This window comes from Massilia yuzhufengensis, assembly GCF_900112225.1.
GTDB lineage: Bacteria > Pseudomonadota > Gammaproteobacteria > Burkholderiales > Burkholderiaceae_D > Telluria > Telluria yuzhufengensis.
In genome coordinates, this window is record NZ_FOLD01000006.1 from 68,891 (window position 1) to 84,360 (window position 15,470).

15 protein-coding genes are annotated in these 15,470 nt (G+C 65.4%); 5 read left to right on the top strand and 10 right to left on the bottom strand.

Features of this window, described 5'->3' with window-relative positions; genetic code table 11:
• The first annotated feature begins 149 nt into the window (after nt 1–149).
• On the top strand, nt 150–860 hold the full coding sequence (locus BM031_RS07400) for a TetR/AcrR family transcriptional regulator (RefSeq protein WP_091873152.1): 711 nt from the start codon (nt 150–152) through the stop codon (nt 858–860).
• On the opposite strand, the gene BM031_RS07405 is transcribed toward BM031_RS07400, so the two are convergent.
• Together BM031_RS07405 and BM031_RS07410 are read right to left on the bottom strand one after the other, a co-directional pair.
• Nucleotides 838–2,418, bottom strand: a complete 1,581-nt coding sequence (locus tag BM031_RS07405) for a phytoene desaturase family protein (protein WP_091873155.1) — start codon at nt 2,416–2,418, stop codon at nt 838–840. The genes BM031_RS07400 and BM031_RS07405 overlap by 23 nt on opposite strands.
• 107 nt (nt 2,419–2,525) lie before the next feature.
• Nucleotides 2,526–3,317, bottom strand: a complete 792-nt coding sequence (locus tag BM031_RS07410; RefSeq protein WP_091873157.1) for a TetR/AcrR family transcriptional regulator — start codon at nt 3,315–3,317, stop codon at nt 2,526–2,528.
• A gap of 198 nt (nt 3,318–3,515) precedes the next feature.
• Between BM031_RS07410 and BM031_RS07415 the strand changes: the two genes are divergently transcribed.
• Nucleotides 3,516–5,138, top strand: a complete 1,623-nt coding sequence (locus BM031_RS07415) for an ATP-dependent acyl-CoA ligase (protein WP_229408693.1) — start codon at nt 3,516–3,518, stop codon at nt 5,136–5,138.
• Nucleotides 5,139–5,178: 40 nt separating this feature from the next.
• Complete coding sequence (locus tag BM031_RS07420; RefSeq protein ID WP_091873163.1) at nt 5,179–5,562, top strand: VOC family protein; 384 nt, start codon at nt 5,179–5,181, stop codon at nt 5,560–5,562.
• 79 nt (nt 5,563–5,641) lie between these two features.
• Here the strand turns inward: BM031_RS07420 and guaA are convergent, their stop codons facing one another.
• Nucleotides 5,642–7,252: a glutamine-hydrolyzing GMP synthase gene (gene guaA / locus BM031_RS07425; RefSeq protein ID WP_091873166.1), complete on the bottom strand. Its 1,611-nt coding sequence runs from the start codon at nt 7,250–7,252 to the stop codon at nt 5,642–5,644.
• A 149-nt stretch (nt 7,253–7,401) separates the two neighbouring features.
• Entirely contained in the window at nt 7,402–8,862 is a 1,461-nt protein-coding gene (gene guaB, locus BM031_RS07430) for an IMP dehydrogenase (protein WP_091873168.1), read from the bottom strand.
• Between the two features lie 147 nt (nt 8,863–9,009).
• Here guaB and BM031_RS07435 point away from each other — a divergent pair, with 147 nt between their 5' ends.
• The gene (locus BM031_RS07435; protein ID WP_229408695.1) at nt 9,010–9,573 is read left to right on the top strand and encodes a DUF4124 domain-containing protein; all 564 of its coding nucleotides are present in this window, start codon (nt 9,010–9,012) and stop codon (nt 9,571–9,573) included.
• A gap of 131 nt (nt 9,574–9,704) precedes the next feature.
• On the opposite strand, the gene BM031_RS07440 is transcribed toward BM031_RS07435, so the two are convergent.
• The 3 genes from BM031_RS07440 to BM031_RS07450 all read right to left on the bottom strand — a co-directional run bounded on the left by BM031_RS07440 (nt 9,705) and on the right by BM031_RS07450 (nt 11,706).
• Entirely contained in the window at nt 9,705–10,841 is a 1,137-nt protein-coding gene (locus tag BM031_RS07440) for a GGDEF domain-containing protein (protein WP_177207679.1), read from the bottom strand.
• A gap of 141 nt (nt 10,842–10,982) precedes the next feature.
• A complete protein-coding gene (locus BM031_RS07445) occupies nt 10,983–11,282 on the bottom strand; it encodes an RnfH family protein (protein WP_091873175.1) in 300 nt (99 codons plus the stop codon).
• Complete coding sequence (locus BM031_RS07450) at nt 11,275–11,706, bottom strand: type II toxin-antitoxin system RatA family toxin (protein ID WP_091873177.1); 432 nt, start codon at nt 11,704–11,706, stop codon at nt 11,275–11,277. The genes BM031_RS07445 and BM031_RS07450 overlap by 8 nt, the downstream gene beginning before the upstream one ends.
• Before the next feature lie 120 nt (nt 11,707–11,826).
• Between BM031_RS07450 and smpB the strand changes: the two genes are divergently transcribed.
• Nucleotides 11,827–12,276 carry an SsrA-binding protein SmpB gene (gene smpB, locus BM031_RS07455; RefSeq protein ID WP_091873180.1) on the top strand — a complete coding sequence of 150 codons (450 nt, stop codon included), beginning with the start codon at nt 11,827–11,829 and terminating at the stop codon, nt 12,274–12,276.
• Here the strand turns inward: smpB and BM031_RS07460 are convergent, their stop codons facing one another.
• The 3 genes from BM031_RS07460 to BM031_RS07470 are packed head-to-tail and all read right to left on the bottom strand — an operon-like array spanning nt 12,277 to nt 15,314.
• Nucleotides 12,277–12,918 carry an ATP-binding cassette domain-containing protein gene (locus tag BM031_RS07460; protein WP_091873183.1) on the bottom strand — a complete coding sequence of 214 codons (642 nt, stop codon included), beginning with the start codon at nt 12,916–12,918 and terminating at the stop codon, nt 12,277–12,279.
• 10 nt (nt 12,919–12,928) lie between these two features.
• Nucleotides 12,929–14,131, bottom strand: coding sequence for a hypothetical protein (locus tag BM031_RS07465; RefSeq protein ID WP_091873185.1), 1,203 nt, complete (start codon nt 14,129–14,131; stop codon nt 12,929–12,931).
• A gap of 4 nt (nt 14,132–14,135) precedes the next feature.
• Nucleotides 14,136–15,314 carry a multidrug effflux MFS transporter gene (locus BM031_RS07470; RefSeq protein WP_091873188.1) on the bottom strand — a complete coding sequence of 393 codons (1,179 nt, stop codon included), beginning with the start codon at nt 15,312–15,314 and terminating at the stop codon, nt 14,136–14,138.
• Between the last annotated feature and the right edge of the window lie 156 nt (nt 15,315–15,470).

Below are 15,470 nucleotides of genomic sequence, written 5' to 3' on the forward strand. Positions count from 1 at the left end.
TGCCGGAATTCCTGAACACTTTTTCTAATGGTGTTCACATAGTAGCCGTTGTCAATGCTCTCGGAAGCGCCGGGATCACCAAATTTGTTTGACCGCGAGTAAAGCCCCCTGGGTTAAGATCGCTGAACCCCCGTCACCTTTTCAACACCATGAGCGAGCAGCCGACCAGTTCCACGCCGACCAAGGCATCACCGAACAAGCGTGACACGCTTCGGCGCATCGCTGAGGCAGCCCGGGGCGAGTTCGTCAGCAAAGGGCTGGCCGATGCCCGGGTCGAAGACATCGCCCAGGCAGCAGGCGTGACCAAGCAGCTGGTCTACCATTATTTCCGTAGCAAGGAAGAGTTGTTCGCATGCGTGCTGGACCAGACTTCCGCGGAGGCGATGAGCGAACTGGTGAGCCTTGAGCTGGCCGGCCTGCCCCCCCGGGAGGCGCTCAGGGCGCTGCTGCTGCAGATGGTCCAGCCCTACCATGACGGTTTGCTCGGCAGCCTGGCACAGGAAGGCGTGCGCTTTCATGAAAGCCGTGCCACCCCGCGCAACAGTTTCATGGAGCTCGCGCCGCGCCTGCGGGACAAGATGAAGGAAACGATCGTGCGCGGTATCGCCAGCGGCGACTTCCGCGCAGACGTGGATCCCGACATGGCGCTTGCACTGGCTGCGCTGGCAACGACCGGAGCCTGGGTCAACCGCTATACGGTGTCGACACTATGCGACGTCGACGTGGCCAGGGCGGCCGATGCCGATGCATGGCGCAGTTTTTCGGTGGAGTTCGTGTTGTCGGCGCTCGAGTACGAACGGAGCAGCCAGCACTCGCTGGTCCGCAGCGCGGCCCCGCTCAGCGCGCCAGGTAGCGCTTGACCCGGCCCGCGGCGATCCGGCCCGGCAGCCCGTTGATGCCGCCGCCCGGATGGGTGCCGGCGCCGCCGAGGAACAGGCCGGCTACCGGAAGCCGGTCGCCTCCGAGCCCTGCAGCCGGGCGCATCAGGGCGCTGCGCGCGGGGCTGGTGTCGATGTGCACCACGCAACCGCGGTGCACATTCAGGCGCTCGGCCAGGTCCGGCGCCGCTTCGATGCGGCGCCCGATCTCGTATTCCTTGAGCCCGTCCATGTACTGGCTCGCCTGGTCGACCACCTGCTGGCCGACCCGGGCGCGGATCGCGTCCCACCCTTCGCGCGGTTCGACCGGCATCGCCACCGGGTACAGATAGGCCACGTCCTGCCCCGGCGGCGCCTGGCCTGGGTCGACCGCGCTCGGCGCCGTGATCCACATATAGGGCAGCGGCGACACCTCGCCGCGCGCGGCGGCGCGGAAGTTGTCCAGCACGGCGTCGGCGGTGCCGATCAGCAGTACGCTCTTGCGCAGGCTCAGCCCATCCGCGCGCAGCGCTTCATGGCGGCTGTAGCCGACCTGTCCCGAGAGCGCGACATCGACTTTCAGCGGGGAAGCGCCGTGGCCGTTGGCCGGTGCCAGCGCAACGCGAGTCAGGGTGCGGCGGTCGAGCGCGCCGGGCGTGACCATTTCCAGGGCCATTTTCGGGTGGATCGAGGCGATCACGGCGCGCGCCTTGACGACCGTACCGCTCTTCAGGCGCACTCCCCTTGCGACGCCGTCCTGTGCCAGGATCTCGGCGACCGGGGCGTCGAGCACGATCTCTCCGCCCAGCTCGCGCAGGCGGCCGGCCAGTGCATTCGACAGCGTCTGCATGCCGCCGGCCGCGCGGCCCAGGCCAAACCGGTGGATGAAACCAAGCAGGGCAAAATAGATGCCGGTGGCCTCGCCGGCAATCGGGCCTGCCGCGCCGAGCAGGCAGCACAGGGCGGACTGCGTCACAGGATGCTCGAAGCGTTCCATGATCGAGGTGTAGGCCGGGCTGCCGATCAGCGCCATCAGCTCGGGCTTGAGCGCGCGGTTCCTGAACATCGCGCGAAACGCCTGCCACTTGGCCTTGATGTTGCGCTGGGCCGGATCGACCCGCATCATCGGGATCGCCACGTCGATGAAGGCATCCACCAGCGTCATCAGCGCCATGAACTCGTCGGCGTCGCGCGGCGAAAAGCGCCGGATCTCGGCCGCCGTCTCCGCTGCGCTGCGGCCAAACACCAGCGAACTGCCGTCGGGGTGCAGGTAGACGTAGCCGGGGCTCATCTCGAGCTGGCGAAAACCATGGCGTTCGAGCTGCAGCTCTTGCGGCATCATCGGGTGCACGCGTAGCGACATCAGGTCGAGCGCGCAGGGATGAATGAGGTGCTGGGGCGCTTCGGGAATCAGGTAGCCGCTCGACGCCATGCCCCCCACCTTCTCGCGCGCTTCGATCACGACCACCTTCTTGCCCGCCTCGGCCAGGTAGCACGCGGCGGCCAGCCCGTTGTGCCCGCCGCCGACGATCGCCACGTCGTATTCGTTTGCCGCTGTCATGCTGTCTCCTTGGATATCGTTTTGATGTCCGCAGGATTGAAGCACGGCGCCGGCTGCCCGGCCCGAAGAACGGTTTTACCTGAGGTAAAAGCCGGGGCCGCGCCCGGCTAGCGGCGTGCCACGCGTCCCGACAGCAGCATGATGACGAAACGCTCGACGCGCCGCATCAGGTTGCGGCGGTCGGGGCCGGACGGCACCAGCACGTCGCTGAGGATGAAGCGCACCAGCAGCTCGCAGATCAGCTCGCGGTCAATGGTAATACCGCGCCGCTCTTCCCAGGCATCGAACACCACCGACAGGACATCCTGGAAGCGGTGGACCGAGTCGTGGAAGATGCGCTGGAACCAGCGGGCCGCATATTCCGGTGCGACCACCAGCAGGCGCCGCGCACGGCTGCGCTCCAGGTAATCGTCGATGAAGTTCAGCACGGCCTGGAAACGCTCGTCCGGATCCGGATAGGCCCCGACCGCCTCGATCAGGCGGGTATGGAACTGGTCGCGCTTGTGGCGGGAAAACGCGTCGAGCAGGTCGTCCTGGGACGAGAAGTAGCGGTAGAACGTGCCGCGCGAAATACCGCTTTCCTGGCAGACGTCGAGGATCGAGATCCGGTCGGCGCCGGACTGCAGGATGATCTCTTCGGTCGTGGCCAGGATCTTGGCGATGGTGTCGCCCGAGCGCTTGTTCAGCTTGGCAGGCATCGCGCCGCTGCGCACCGCAGCCGGCTTCCTGGGCTTGTCAGCCGGCGCCGGGGCTGGGGCCGGAGCTGGAGCTGGAGCTGGTGCCACGGCCAGCTTCGCACGCACGCGCTTGGGCGCTGCGGCAGGCGCCGGCACGGCTTCTGCGCTTGGCGCGCCCCTGGCGACGGTCGTCGACTTCTTTGGTTTGACGGCTGACGTCATCGATTCACTCCGGTGCCCACAATTTTCGAATCTGGATTGTAACGCAAGGAGCAGGTCGGCAACGGTTGATCCTCAGCGCAAAAACAGCAATTCTTTGACACTTTTCGCGTTTCTGTTTATATTCACCAGACAATCACACGCAAGGGATCCTGCCGGGCCATTCGCCGGGATCCTCACAAAGGAGGCAAAATGGCTGGAATGGGCAATCCCGGAACCTGGTCGCTGGGACAGCAGGACACCGTCATCGCCGCGCTCGACCGGGCTGTTGCGGCACATCCGGAGCGGGTCTTGTTCGACTTCGGCGGTGAACTGACCACCTATGGCGAGTTTGATCAACTGGCGACGCGCCTGGCGCATTCGCTGGCGGCGATGGGACTCGAGTCCGGCGCGACGATCCTGACCATGCTCGACAATAATATCGATGCCGTCACCGGCTGGATCGCCGCCAACAAGCTGTGCGCGGTCAGTGTACCGGTCAACACCGCCCTGCGCGGGGAGTTCCTGCGCCACCAGATCGCCGATTCGCGCGCCCACATCGTCATCTGCGAGGCGGACTATGTCGAGCGCATTGCCCAGGTCGCCGAAGGCCTGCCGGACGTCACCCTGATCCTGCATCGCGGCACGCTGGCCAGCCGCCCTGCCTGTCCGGTGCCCATCGCCGCGCTCGACGAATACCGCGGGCAATGCGAGGACCCGATCGCTGTCAAGCCGGCGCCTTCGGACCTAGCCTGCATCGTCTATACCTCCGGTACCACGGGACCGTCCAAGGGTTGCATGCTCAGTTATAACTACATGTGCAACCTGGCGCGGCTCCAGCTGCGCGCGGGCCCCGCGACCGACAAGGACGTCACGATCACGCCCCTGCCCTTGTTCCACATGAATGCGATGTGCGTCGGCGTGCTGGCGAACATCATGGTCGGCGCCCGCGTCGCCATCGTGCCGCGCTTCTCGGTATCGAACTTCTGGCCTGAAGTCGAGCGCAGCGGGGCCACCATCGCCTCGATCCTCGGCGGGATGGGAGGCTTGCTGGCGCAGGCTCCGGACAGCGACGCGATGCGGCGCTGCGTCGGCCAGATCCATACTGTTCGCGGGAATCCCTTTACGGAGGAAACCAAGCGGACCTGGCGCGAGCGCTTCGGTGCGCGCCAGGTGGGCGGCAACGGATACGGATTGACCGAAGCGAGCGTCATCACCTCGCTCGCAGCAGGCGAGCATGCGGCGCCAGGCTCTTCCGGCAAGCGGATTCCCGACTTCGATGTGCGTATCGTCGACGACCTGGACTGCGAACTGCCGGCCAATACGCCCGGTGAGATCGTGGTACGGCCGCTGCGCCCCGACATCATGTTCATGGGCTACTGGGGCCGTCCGGCCGACACCATGAAAGTCATGCGCAACATGTGGTTCCACAGCGGCGACATCGGCAAGTTCGACGACGAGGGCTTTTTCTATTTCGTCGACCGCAAGAAGGATTACCTGCGCCGGCGCGGCGAGAACATTTCGAGTTTCGAGATGGAGTCGGCGTTTGCCGTGCACCCCGAGATCGAGGAAGTCGCGGTGCATGCGGTGCCTTCCAGCAGAGGTGAGGATGACGTCAAGGTCACCGCCATCCTGAAACCGGGCAGCGTGCTGCGGCCGGAAGCCCTGTTCCATTGGGCGGTCGACGCGGTGCCGTACTTCGCCCTGCCGCGCTATATCGAGTTCCGCGAGTCCATGCCGAAAAATCCACAAGGCCGGGTCCTGAAATACCAGCTGCGCGATGAAGGCTGCACCGAGACCACCTGGGACCTGGAACTGACCGATATCAAGGTCAGCAAGCGCTGAGCGCATACCAAACCCTTCATTTCAGACAACAGGAAAGCACATGAGCATCCTTACCCATTCGACGCTGGGAACCAGCGACCTTGCGCGCGCCTCCGCCTTCTATGACCAGGTGCTGGCGCCGCTCGGATATATGCGCCTGCTCGACATCGACGGGCGCATCGCCGGCTGGGGCGTCGCCGCCGCCCAGTTCATGGTGGGCTATCCGCGCAACGGCGAATCGGCGACTGCGAGCAACGGGCTGACCATCGGCCTCGCAGCGCCCAGCCGCGCCGCGATCGACGAATTCCACCGGCGCGCACTGGCGCTCGGAGCGACCGATGAAGGGGCGCCCGGCGAACGTCCCTTCGCGCCGAACGCCTATGCGGCGTATATCCGGGACCTCGATGGGCACAAGATCGCTGCGTCATGCCGCCAGCCCGGATGACATGGCATCGTGCAAAATATAGAAAAGCCCGCCGAAGCGAGCTCTTTTAAGAATGGGTTGCCATTTCCAATAGGAAATGTCACTCCCACTCAATCGTCGCCGGCGGCTTCCCCGAAATGTCATACACGACCCGGTTCAGCCCGCGCACTTCATTGATGATCCGGTTCGACACCTTCCCCAGCAACGCATGCGGCAAATGCGCCCACTGCGCCGTCATGAAGTCCAGCGTCTGCACCGCGCGCAGGGCCACCACGTACTCATAGGTGCGCCCATCCCCCATCACCCCCACCGACTTCACCGGCAGGAACACGGCAAACGCCTGGCTGGTCGCCTCATACCAGTTGGTCGGCGCCTTGCCCGGATCGATCCCGGCAACGGCCGGCAGTTCGAACGGCGTATTGCGCAGTTCTTCGATGAAGATCGCATCCGCCTCGCGCAGCAGGTCCGCATACTCTTTCTTCACCTCACCCAGGATCCGCACACCCAGCCCAGGACCCGGGAACGGATGGCGATACACCATGTCATGCGGCAGCCCCAGCGCGACGCCCAGCTTACGCACTTCGTCCTTGAACAGTTCGCGCAGCGGCTCGAGCAGTTTCAGGTTCAGGGTTTCCGGCAGCCCGCCCACATTGTGGTGGCTCTTGATGGTCTGGCCCTTCTTACCCTTGCCGGCCGACTCGATCACGTCCGGATAAATCGTGCCCTGGGCCAGCCAGCGCGCGTTGGACAGCTTGCCCGCTTCCACCTGGAACACTTCGACGAACTCGCGGCCGATGATCTTGCGCTTTTGCTCCGGATCGGTCACGCCAGCCAGGTGGCCCATGAACTGCGCTTCCGCATCGATGCGGATCACCTTCACGCCGAGGTTTTTCGAGAACATGTCCATCACCATCTTGCCCTCGTCCTTGCGCAGCAGGCCATGGTCGACGAAGACGCAGGTCAGCTGGTCGCCGATGGCGCGGTGGATCAGGGCTGCGGCCACGCTCGAATCGACGCCGCCGGACAAGCCGAGGATGACTTCATCCGTGCCTACCTGCTCGCGGATCTTCTGCACCGCTTCGCCGATGTAGTCCGGCATGTTCCAGTCCGACTTGCAGCCGCAGATCTCGTGCACGAAGCGGCCGATGATGGCCTCACCTTGCGAGGTATGGGTCACTTCCGGGTGGAACTGCAGCGCGTAGAAGCGGCGCTCTTCGTCGGCCATGGCGGCGATCGGGCAGCTGTCGGTCGAACCCATCAGCTTGAAGCCGGGCGGCATGTCCAGCACCTTGTCGCCGTGGCTCATCCAGACGCGCAGCATGCCGTGGCCTTCATCGGTGACGAAGTCGTTGATGCCATTGAACAGGGCCGTATGGCCGCGGGCGCGCACTTCGGCGTAGCCGAATTCCCGCACCTTGCCGTTCTCGACCTTGCCGCCGAGCTGGGCCGCCATGGTCTGCATGCCGTAGCAGATGCCCAGCACCGGCACGCCGGCTTCGAATGCCGCCTGCGGGGCGCGCGGGGCGTCGCCTTCGAGCGTGGAGCTGTGGCTGCCCGACAGGATGATGCCGGAGGCGCCGTAGTTGCGGACGAATTCGTCGCTGACGTCGTAGGGGAAGACTTCGGAGAACACGCCGGCATCGCGCACGCGGCGGGCGATCAGCTGGGTAACCTGGGAACCGAAATCGAGGATGAGGATTTTTGAGTGCATGGAATGGCGACAGTAATCGTAATCGGGGCGTAGGGTGGCCGGGTCCCCCGGCCGCGCGTCCAGCAGTGCGAGCATGGATTGAACGCGCGGCCAGCAAAGCCGGCCACCCTACGAATACAAAAAACGGCGCAACTGCGCCGTTTGTCTGGTTATTCGGAGCGGTAGTTCGGCGCTTCCTTGGTGATCTGCACGTCGTGCACGTGCGATTCGCGCATGCCGGCCGAGGTGATCTCCACGAACTCGGCTTTCTCGCGCAGCTCTTCGATGGTGCCGCAACCGCAGTAACCCATCGACTGGCGCACGCCGCCGACCAGCTGGAAGATGATCGCCAGCACGCTGCCCTTGTAGGCGACGCGGCCTTCGATACCTTCCGGCACGAACTTGTCGGCCTTGCTCGACGCTTCCTGGAAATAGCGGTCGGCCGAGCCTTCGGCCATTGCGCCCAGGCTACCCATGCCGCGGTAGGATTTATAGCTGCGGCCCTGGTACAGGATCACTTCGCCCGGCGCTTCTTCGGTGCCGGCGAACATGCTGCCCATCATGACGGTGTGCGCGCCTGCCGCCAGTGCCTTGGAGATGTCGCCCGAGAAGCGGATGCCGCCATCGGCGATGCAGGGCACGCCCGTGCCTTCCAGTTCCTTGGCCACGTTCGAGATCGCGGTGATCTGCGGCACGCCGACGCCGGCCACGATACGGGTGGTGCAGATCGAGCCCGGGCCGATGCCGACTTTCACCGCGTCCGCCCCGTGTTCCACCAGCGCGCGTGCTGCAGCGGCGGTAGCGATATTGCCGCCGATGACTTCCACATGCGGGTAGCGCTGCTTGATCCATTTGACGCGATCGAGGATGCCCTGCGAGTGGCCGTGGGCGGTGTCGACCACCAGCACGTCCACGCCGGCCGCGACCAGCAGCTCGATGCGCTCTTCGTCGCGCTGGCCCACGCCAACCGCGGCGCCGACCAGCAGCTTGCCCTGGGAGTCCTTCGATGCCAGCGGGTGCTCGTGCGACTTCTGGATATCCTTGACGGTGATCAGGCCGCGCAGTTCGAATTCGTCGTTGACGACCAGCACGCGCTCGAGACGGTGCTTGTTCATCAGACGCTTGGCTTCGACGGTGTCGGCGTCGTCCTTGACGTACACCAGTTTCTCGCGCGGGGTCATCTTGGCGCGGGCTTCCGCTTCCAGGTCTTCCTCGAAGCGCAAGTCGCGGTTGGTGATGATGCCGACCACCTGCTTGCCCTCGACCACCGGGAAACCGCTGATGCCATGCTGGTGCGACAATGCGATCACTTCGCGGATCTTCATGGTCGGCGGGATCGTGATCGGGTCGCGCAGGACGCCTGCCTCGAAACGCTTGACGCGCGCTACTTCACGGGCCTGGTCGGCCGGACGGAGGTTCTTGTGGATGATGCCGATGCCGCCTTCTTGCGCCATGGCGATTGCCAGCCGTGCTTCGGTGACCGTGTCCATCGCAGCCGACAACAGCGGGATGTTCAGCGTGATGTTACGCGTCAGCTTGGTGCGAAGGGAAGTTTCAGCCGGAAGAACGTTGGAGTAGGCCGGGACGAGCAGCACATCATCGAAGGTGAGTGCTTTTTGAAGTAGACGCATAGCATTTTCCTATAGGCGCAAAAGCGAATTATACAGAAACCAGCAATTCCTGTCGCAGGCATGCCTAAAAATCGGCCCTGATGGGTCTTTCCAATTGACACTGTTCGTAAAGCATGAGGAAATCGGATAGTTACCCGAGGAAACTTTATGCTGCGTTTGATGAACCTCCAGCGTGCGGCCCTTGCCGGCGCCCTGCTCCTGTCCGCCGCGCTCGCCCACGCCCAGTATTCGTGGATCGACGAGAAAGGCACCCGCCATTTTTCGGATCGCCCGCCACCGCCATCCACGCCGGCGGCCAAGATCCTCAAGCAGCCGCGCACCCCAGTGCCGGCGCCCGCCCCGGCGGCCACGGCGAAACGCGAATGGCAGCCGGCCTTCTCGATCGCGACCGAATCCGGCTCGATCGATATCCCGCCCGGACCCGACGAGGCGGAGCGCAAGCAGTTGTCGAAACTGGCGCAGCAGGAAGCCGCTTATCGCGAGCGCGTCAAGCAGCGTGCGGAGCAGGAAAAGAAGGAAGCGGAAGATGCCCAGCGCCAGAACGGCATCAGCGAGCGCTGCCGCGACGCCGCGGAAGTCCTGCGCCAGAACACCTCGGGCATCCGCGTGGCCAAGGTCGACGTCAATGGCGAGCGCAGCTATATGACGGACGAAGAGAAGGCCGCGCAAAACGAGCGGGTGCGCAAGATGCTGGCGGAGTGCCGGGGCTGACGGTCTTGCGTAGGGTGTTCGGCTACGCCGAACGCGCCTCCGGCCAGTGCCTGCGGTACTCCTGAGCGACAGATGTTTGAACGCGCGGTCGGCGGAGCCGACCACCCTAGCTCATGCAGCGAAGCCGCCCTTCAGGCGTGGCCGCTGGCTTCCCCCTGCTGCTCCGTCCCGCCTTCCGCGCACACCACCCTGTTGCGCCCGCCCGCCTTGGCGGCGTACAGCGCCTGGTCGGCGCGCGCCATCAGGCTGGCGAAACTTTCGCCGTCTTCCAGCATCGCCATCCCGATACTGACCGTATAGGCCACGCCGGCCTGCGACGTCGTGCCATGCGAGCGGCTGTCGAGTGCCATGCGCAGGCGTTCGGCCGCGGCGACGGCCGCCTCGCGGCCGGTATCGGGCAGCAGCACGCCGAACTCCTCGCCGCCGAGGCGGGCGAAATAATCGTTCTTGCGGATCACGGCGCCGGTGCGCTCGACCAGGTTGCGCAGCACCTGGTCGCCGACTCCATGCCCGTAGGTATCGTTGATGCGCTTGAAATGGTCGGCGTCGACCAGCAGCAGGCCCAGGCTGCCCTTGCTTCGCTCGGCGCGCGCCAGTTCGCGCGCGGCCACGTCGAAGAAGGCGCGGCGGGTCGGGGCGCCGGTCAGGTGATCGTGCTCGGCGGCCCAGGCGGTGTCGGCCAGCACGCGTGCATTGGCCATCATCACCGCGCCCAGCGTCAGGGCGGGCAGCGCCAGGGTGCCGATTGCAAAGAAGACCAGGTTCCAGGTGGCGGCGTCGAGCAGGGTCACCGGCATGAAGGCGTCGACCAGGTAGAAGGCGCCGCGCCACGCATGGCCCAGGCCCAGGGCGAAAGCAGCGTTGCGGGTGAAGCTGTAGGGGTAGCGCAGGCGCGGGTCCACGCTGCGCGGCAGCGTCGCCCAGATCGCGAAGCAGACGCCCGAATGATAGACCGACACCGAGGTGACGCGCAGTCCCTGCGACGGCAACGCGTAGTGAAAGAACAGCACCCCGGCGAAGGCGCCGACGCTCCCCAGCAGCAATGGCAGCCGCGGCAGGCCCAAACCCAGGTGGCGGCGAAAGCCCGCGTAGATCAGGGTGATGGTGCCCAGGAAGATGGCATTGGCCAGCTCGATGCTCAGCAGGTCGGGCAACACGCCGCGGCCGGCGAACAGGAGCAGTGCGACGATGGCCAACACATTGGCGCGGCGCCATTCGCTCACACCATCAACCTTGTCGGCGTCCAGCGAGGACAGCACGAGCAACATGACCCCGGAAAGCGCGGTAGTCACCAACAACAGGGTCGAGGCGTTAAGCATGGCTGAAGACAGACGAAAGCAACCGCCATCATACCAACAATTGGGCAATATTACCTAATCGCAACAATTTAAGCACATTAAACACGTCGTTCAGGACGCGGCCGCATCAGCCTTCCTGGCGGCACGGCGGCGGCGCGAATCCTTGGGGTCGGCCACCAGCGGCCGGTAGATCTCGATGCGGTCGCGCTCGCGCAGCACCGTGTCGAGCGTCTTCTTCCTGGCGTAGATGCCCACTGGCTGGGTGCTCAGGTTAATCTCCGGATAGGCTTCCAGCACGCCGCTCATCTCGACGGCCTGGCCGATCGTGGTGCCGGGCGCGACGTGCAAGGCGCGCAGGAATTGCTCGCGCGCGGTGCCGTAGCAGACCGTCACCTGCAACATCTCAGCCATAAATCGCCTCGGCGCGCTTGCAGAAGGAATCGACCATGCTGTTGGCGATCATGCCGAATACCGGGCCGATGATCTGTTCCAGGATGACGCTCGAGAACTCGTAGTGCAATTCGAAGTCGATCTTGCAGGCGTCGGCGCGCAGCGCCTTGAAATTCCAGGTCCCTTCCAGCACCTTGAACGGGCCGTCCACCAGGTGCATCTTCATCTGGGTGGGGCGGGTGTTATGGTTAGACGTGGTGAAGCTCTGCTTCACGCCATGAAAATTGATTTGCAGGCTGGCGACCAGCTTGTCGTCGCTGCGCTCGACGATCTTCACGCCGCCGCACCACGGCAGGAATTTCGGATAATCCTCGACCTTGGCGACCAGGTCGAACATCTGCTCGGTGCTATAGCCGAGAAAAACTGATTTGTGCACTACTGCCATTGGTCAACCGTTTGTTATGATGTTGGACGAGTTGTTTTTTGCGCCACGCAGTATTCACCGAGTGCGTACCCCCTGGCGCCACAGCAGTAGTTTAACCGAGACGCGGATTTTCGCTATTTCATGAGCATCGTTGACAATAAAAAAGCTTTTTTCGATTACTTCATCGAAGACCGGTATGAGGCCGGCATCGTGCTGGAGGGCTGGGAAGTCAAGGCCATCCGCGACGGCAAGGTCCAGATCAAGGAAGCCTACGTGGTCGTGCGCGGCGACGAGCTGTTCCTGTTCGGCGCCCACATCAGCGCCTTGAGCACCGCTTCCGCCTTCAGCCACCCGGAAGCGCTGCGCACCCGCAAGCTGCTCCTGCACCGCACCGAGCTGGACAAGCTGGTCGGCAAGGTGGAGCGCTCCGGCTACACCCTGGTGCCGCTCAATCTGCACTTCAAGGGCGGGCGGGTCAAGTGCGAGATCGGCCTGGCCAAGGGCAAGAAGCAGCACGACAAGCGCTCCACCGAGAAGGACCGCGACGCCAAGCGCGAAGTCGCGTCGGCGATGAAGCAGAACAAGCGCTAATTACGCGTCGCGCATCCCACCCAACGGGTCCGGCAGCGCCAGCACCTCGGCGCTTGCGTCCACGACCGCCTGCTGGTCGTGGGTCGAGAAGAAGAACAGCCGCTGCCCGCACTCGCGCCTGAACAGCGCCACCAGGTAGGCCTTGGCCTGCGCGTCGATGCCGTTGGTCGGCTCGTCCATCAGCACCACCTGGGCATCGCTTGCCAAGGCGCTCACCAGCATGAATTTCTTGCGCGTGCCGAGCGACATCGCCTCGAAGCGCTTATGAAGCTGCGGCTGCAGGCCAAAGCCCTCCACCAGCGCGGGCAAGCTGGGTGCTTCAAGCTGGCCGCGCAGCGCCAGCACCATGCGCAGGAATTCCTCGCCAGTCATGAAATCGTAGGCCACCGATTCGTCCGGCGCGTAGGCGAGCTGGCGGCGCGCGCGCTGCCGCGCGGTCGCCAGGTCATGCCCGCCCACGCACACCCTCCCCGCCTGCAGCGGATGCACGCCGGACAGGAGCGACAGCAGGGTCGACTTGCCGGCGCCGTTCTCTCCCATCAGCGCCACCACGCCTGGGCCGAACGCGAACGACAGGTCGCGCAACACGGCCTGACCGGAAAACTGCATGCCAAGGCCGGACACTTCCAGCAGGGTCGTCATAGGGTGCGTCTCACAATAAAAGGAAGCTCGCCACCAGGATTACCACCTTGAGCAGGGGGCCGTTCTGGTGACGCTGGATGACCGGTGCGCCGAACAGCGCCAGCGGCAGCAGGCTCGCTGCACCATGGCGCAGCAGCTGCGCCGCGACCGCCTCGCCCTGCCCCGGCTGCAGCAGGCAAGCCGCATACGCGGCGCAGAATATCAGCGCGGTCGCGCCCAGCACCAGCAGCAGCTCCGACGCCGCCAAGCGCAGCAGCCCGTAGGGAAGGCTGCGCACGAACGGCTCGATCGGCTGGCGCGCGGTCCAGAACACGAAGAAAAAACCGGACATGATGGCAGCCACCAGCCAGCAGCCGACCTTCACGAAGGCCGCCGCTTCGGCCAGCTTGCCGGCGCCAAAAATCATCCAGATGCACGCGGCCTGCAAGGCGGCGGCCAGCGCGAAGCGCGGCAGCGCGGCGTGCAGCTGGCCGCGCACGAGAAGCGTGAGCTGCAGCGCCACCAGGCAAGCCAAGCCGGGCAGGCGCAGCGCCGGGCCGGTGGATGAGGCGATGACCACCGGGGCAGGCGGCCGGGCCATGTCGCGCGCCAGGGCAGCGGCCAGCAGCACGCTAGCCAGCGCCAGCGGCACCGGCTCGATGGCGCCGTAGTGGCCGACGCCGGCCAGCACCAGGAACCCGGCCAGCACGGCCGGCGCGTTCCAGCGCGGGTTTCCCGCGCAGGCCCAGCGCGCCACGCCCACGGTGAGCACCGCCAGCAAGGCCGCGCGCAGGGGGAACCAGCCCCCTGCCCCGCCGGCGTCGCCCGCGACGGTCCATGCCGCCAGCCCGGCCGGCACCAGGAATACCTCCAGGCCGAACAGCAGCATGGCCGCATCCACCAGCGGCGCGGCGCGCACCGCCTGCGGCAGCGAGCGCGAAAACGCGGCCAGCGCGCCGCCTGCGATGAAGCCCCGGTGGATGCGCGCCCAGGTCGCGGCCAGCGCCAGCCAGAGGCCCGCCCAGCCGGCATTGGCCGCCAGGCTGCCGGGTTCGCGCCAGAAGTGCAGGATGGGTTCGGCCAGCAGCGCCGGGCGCTCGACCAGCAGCACGCCGAACAGCCCCAGTACAATCACCAGCACGTGGACGTAGCGCTGGTACAGCAGGTAGGACTGCCGGCGGAAATAAGCCCGCCGGCTGCGCCACATCAGGAAGAAGGGATGCGCCGGCGGCACGGATTCAGGCCGCGGGCTTGGCGAAGCGCAGGCTCAGGCGCCACAGCAGGAAGCTCAGCACCACGCCGATACCTGCGCCCGCAGCGAGCTTGAGTGCGCTGCCGAACAGCTGCGGCGCCACCAGGCCCGACACCAGCGCGAAGGACATCATCTGGATGAAGCCGACCATCGAGGCGGCCAGCCCGCGGTTGTGCGGGAACAGGCCCATGGCGGTGACCTGGATGCCCGGCATGGCCACCGCCAGGCCAAAGGTGAAGACCGCCAGCGGCAGCACCGCCCACGGCACCGTGGCCGGGAACAGCGCGTTGTAGCCGATATTCAGGACCGAGCCGGCCGCCATCACCGCGTAGCCGATCCACAGCAGGCGGCGCGGCGACTTGGCCGCGCGCTTGCCGCCCCAGGCCGAGCCGATCACCATGCCGCCGATCAGCGGGATGAACATCCAGGCGAAGGCGGTCTCCGGCAGGCCGAGGATGTCCATCACGAAATTGGCGGCCGAGCCGATGTACAGCGCCAGCCCGCCGAAGGCCAGGCCGACGGCCAGCGACAGCATCACGAACTGCGGGTGGCGCAGCACCATCAGGTAGTTGCGGCCGATGGTGGCCGGGTGGAAGGGCTGGCGCTTTTCAGGCGGCAGGCTTTCCGGCAGCAGGCGCAGCACCAGCGCGATCATCACGATGCCGAACAGCGCCAGCAGGTAGAAGGTCGCGCGCCAGCCGAAGTGCACGTGCACCCAGCCGCCGATGATCGGCGCGATGGCCGGCGCCAGGCCGAACACCATCATGATGTGCGACATGATCTTCTGCGCCTGCGGGCCGGCGAAGCGGTCCTGCACGATGGCTTGCCCGATCACCGACCCGGCGCCGGCCGACAGGCCCTGCAGCGCGCGGAACACCAGCAGCCAGCCGAAGCTCGGCGCGAAAGCGGCGCCGATCGAGGACAGGGTGTACAGCGCCAGCGCGCCCAGGATCACCGGACGCCGGCCGAAGGAATCGGACAAGGTGCCATAGAACAGCATCATCAGCGCGAAGGTGAACAGGAACACGCTCAGCGTCTGCTGGACGGCCACCGGCCCCACCCCGAATTCCACGCCGATGGCCGGCATCGACGGCAGGTAGGCGTCGATCGCCAGGGCCCCGGTCATGCCGAGGAAAGCCAAAAGAACAGTCAACAATCTTTGCATGCAGCGGTGCCTTAGAACTTGGATACGCAGGCTGCACGATGCACGCCCCGGGGCCGGGATTTTACCGGCTTTCGCGCAAGTTCACCGGAGGCGGCGCTTCCCAAAATATTTCTGTTCGCATGAGGAGGATGCAGAATGCGGCCGGGAATGTGCTAA

Excerpts from the sequence above, each read along its gene's own strand:
- BM031_RS07420 (WP_091873163.1), top strand. The coding sequence starts at position 5,179 with ATGAGCATCCTTACCCATTCGACGCTGGGAACCAGCGACCTTGCGCGC.
- BM031_RS07445 (WP_091873175.1), bottom strand. The coding sequence starts at position 11,282 with ATGGCTGAGATGTTGCAGGTGACGGTCTGCTACGGCACCGCGCGCGAG.
- BM031_RS07460 (WP_091873183.1), bottom strand. The coding sequence starts at position 12,918 with ATGACGACCCTGCTGGAAGTGTCCGGCCTTGGCATGCAGTTTTCCGGT.
- smpB (WP_091873180.1), top strand. The coding sequence starts at position 11,827 with ATGAGCATCGTTGACAATAAAAAAGCTTTTTTCGATTACTTCATCGAA.
- BM031_RS07400 (WP_091873152.1), top strand. The coding sequence starts at position 150 with ATGAGCGAGCAGCCGACCAGTTCCACGCCGACCAAGGCATCACCGAAC.
- BM031_RS07435 (WP_229408695.1), top strand. The coding sequence starts at position 9,010 with ATGCTGCGTTTGATGAACCTCCAGCGTGCGGCCCTTGCCGGCGCCCTG.
- BM031_RS07410 (WP_091873157.1), bottom strand. The coding sequence starts at position 3,317 with ATGACGTCAGCCGTCAAACCAAAGAAGTCGACGACCGTCGCCAGGGGC.
- guaA (WP_091873166.1), bottom strand. The coding sequence starts at position 7,252 with ATGCACTCAAAAATCCTCATCCTCGATTTCGGTTCCCAGGTTACCCAG.
- BM031_RS07450 (WP_091873177.1), bottom strand. The coding sequence starts at position 11,706 with ATGGCAGTAGTGCACAAATCAGTTTTTCTCGGCTATAGCACCGAGCAG.
- BM031_RS07415 (WP_229408693.1), top strand. The coding sequence starts at position 3,516 with ATGGGCAATCCCGGAACCTGGTCGCTGGGACAGCAGGACACCGTCATC.
- guaB (WP_091873168.1), bottom strand. The coding sequence starts at position 8,862 with ATGCGTCTACTTCAAAAAGCACTCACCTTCGATGATGTGCTGCTCGTC.
- BM031_RS07470 (WP_091873188.1), bottom strand. The coding sequence starts at position 15,314 with ATGCAAAGATTGTTGACTGTTCTTTTGGCTTTCCTCGGCATGACCGGG.
- BM031_RS07440 (WP_177207679.1), bottom strand. The coding sequence starts at position 10,841 with ATGTTGCTCGTGCTGTCCTCGCTGGACGCCGACAAGGTTGATGGTGTG.
- BM031_RS07405 (WP_091873155.1), bottom strand. The coding sequence starts at position 2,418 with ATGACAGCGGCAAACGAATACGACGTGGCGATCGTCGGCGGCGGGCAC.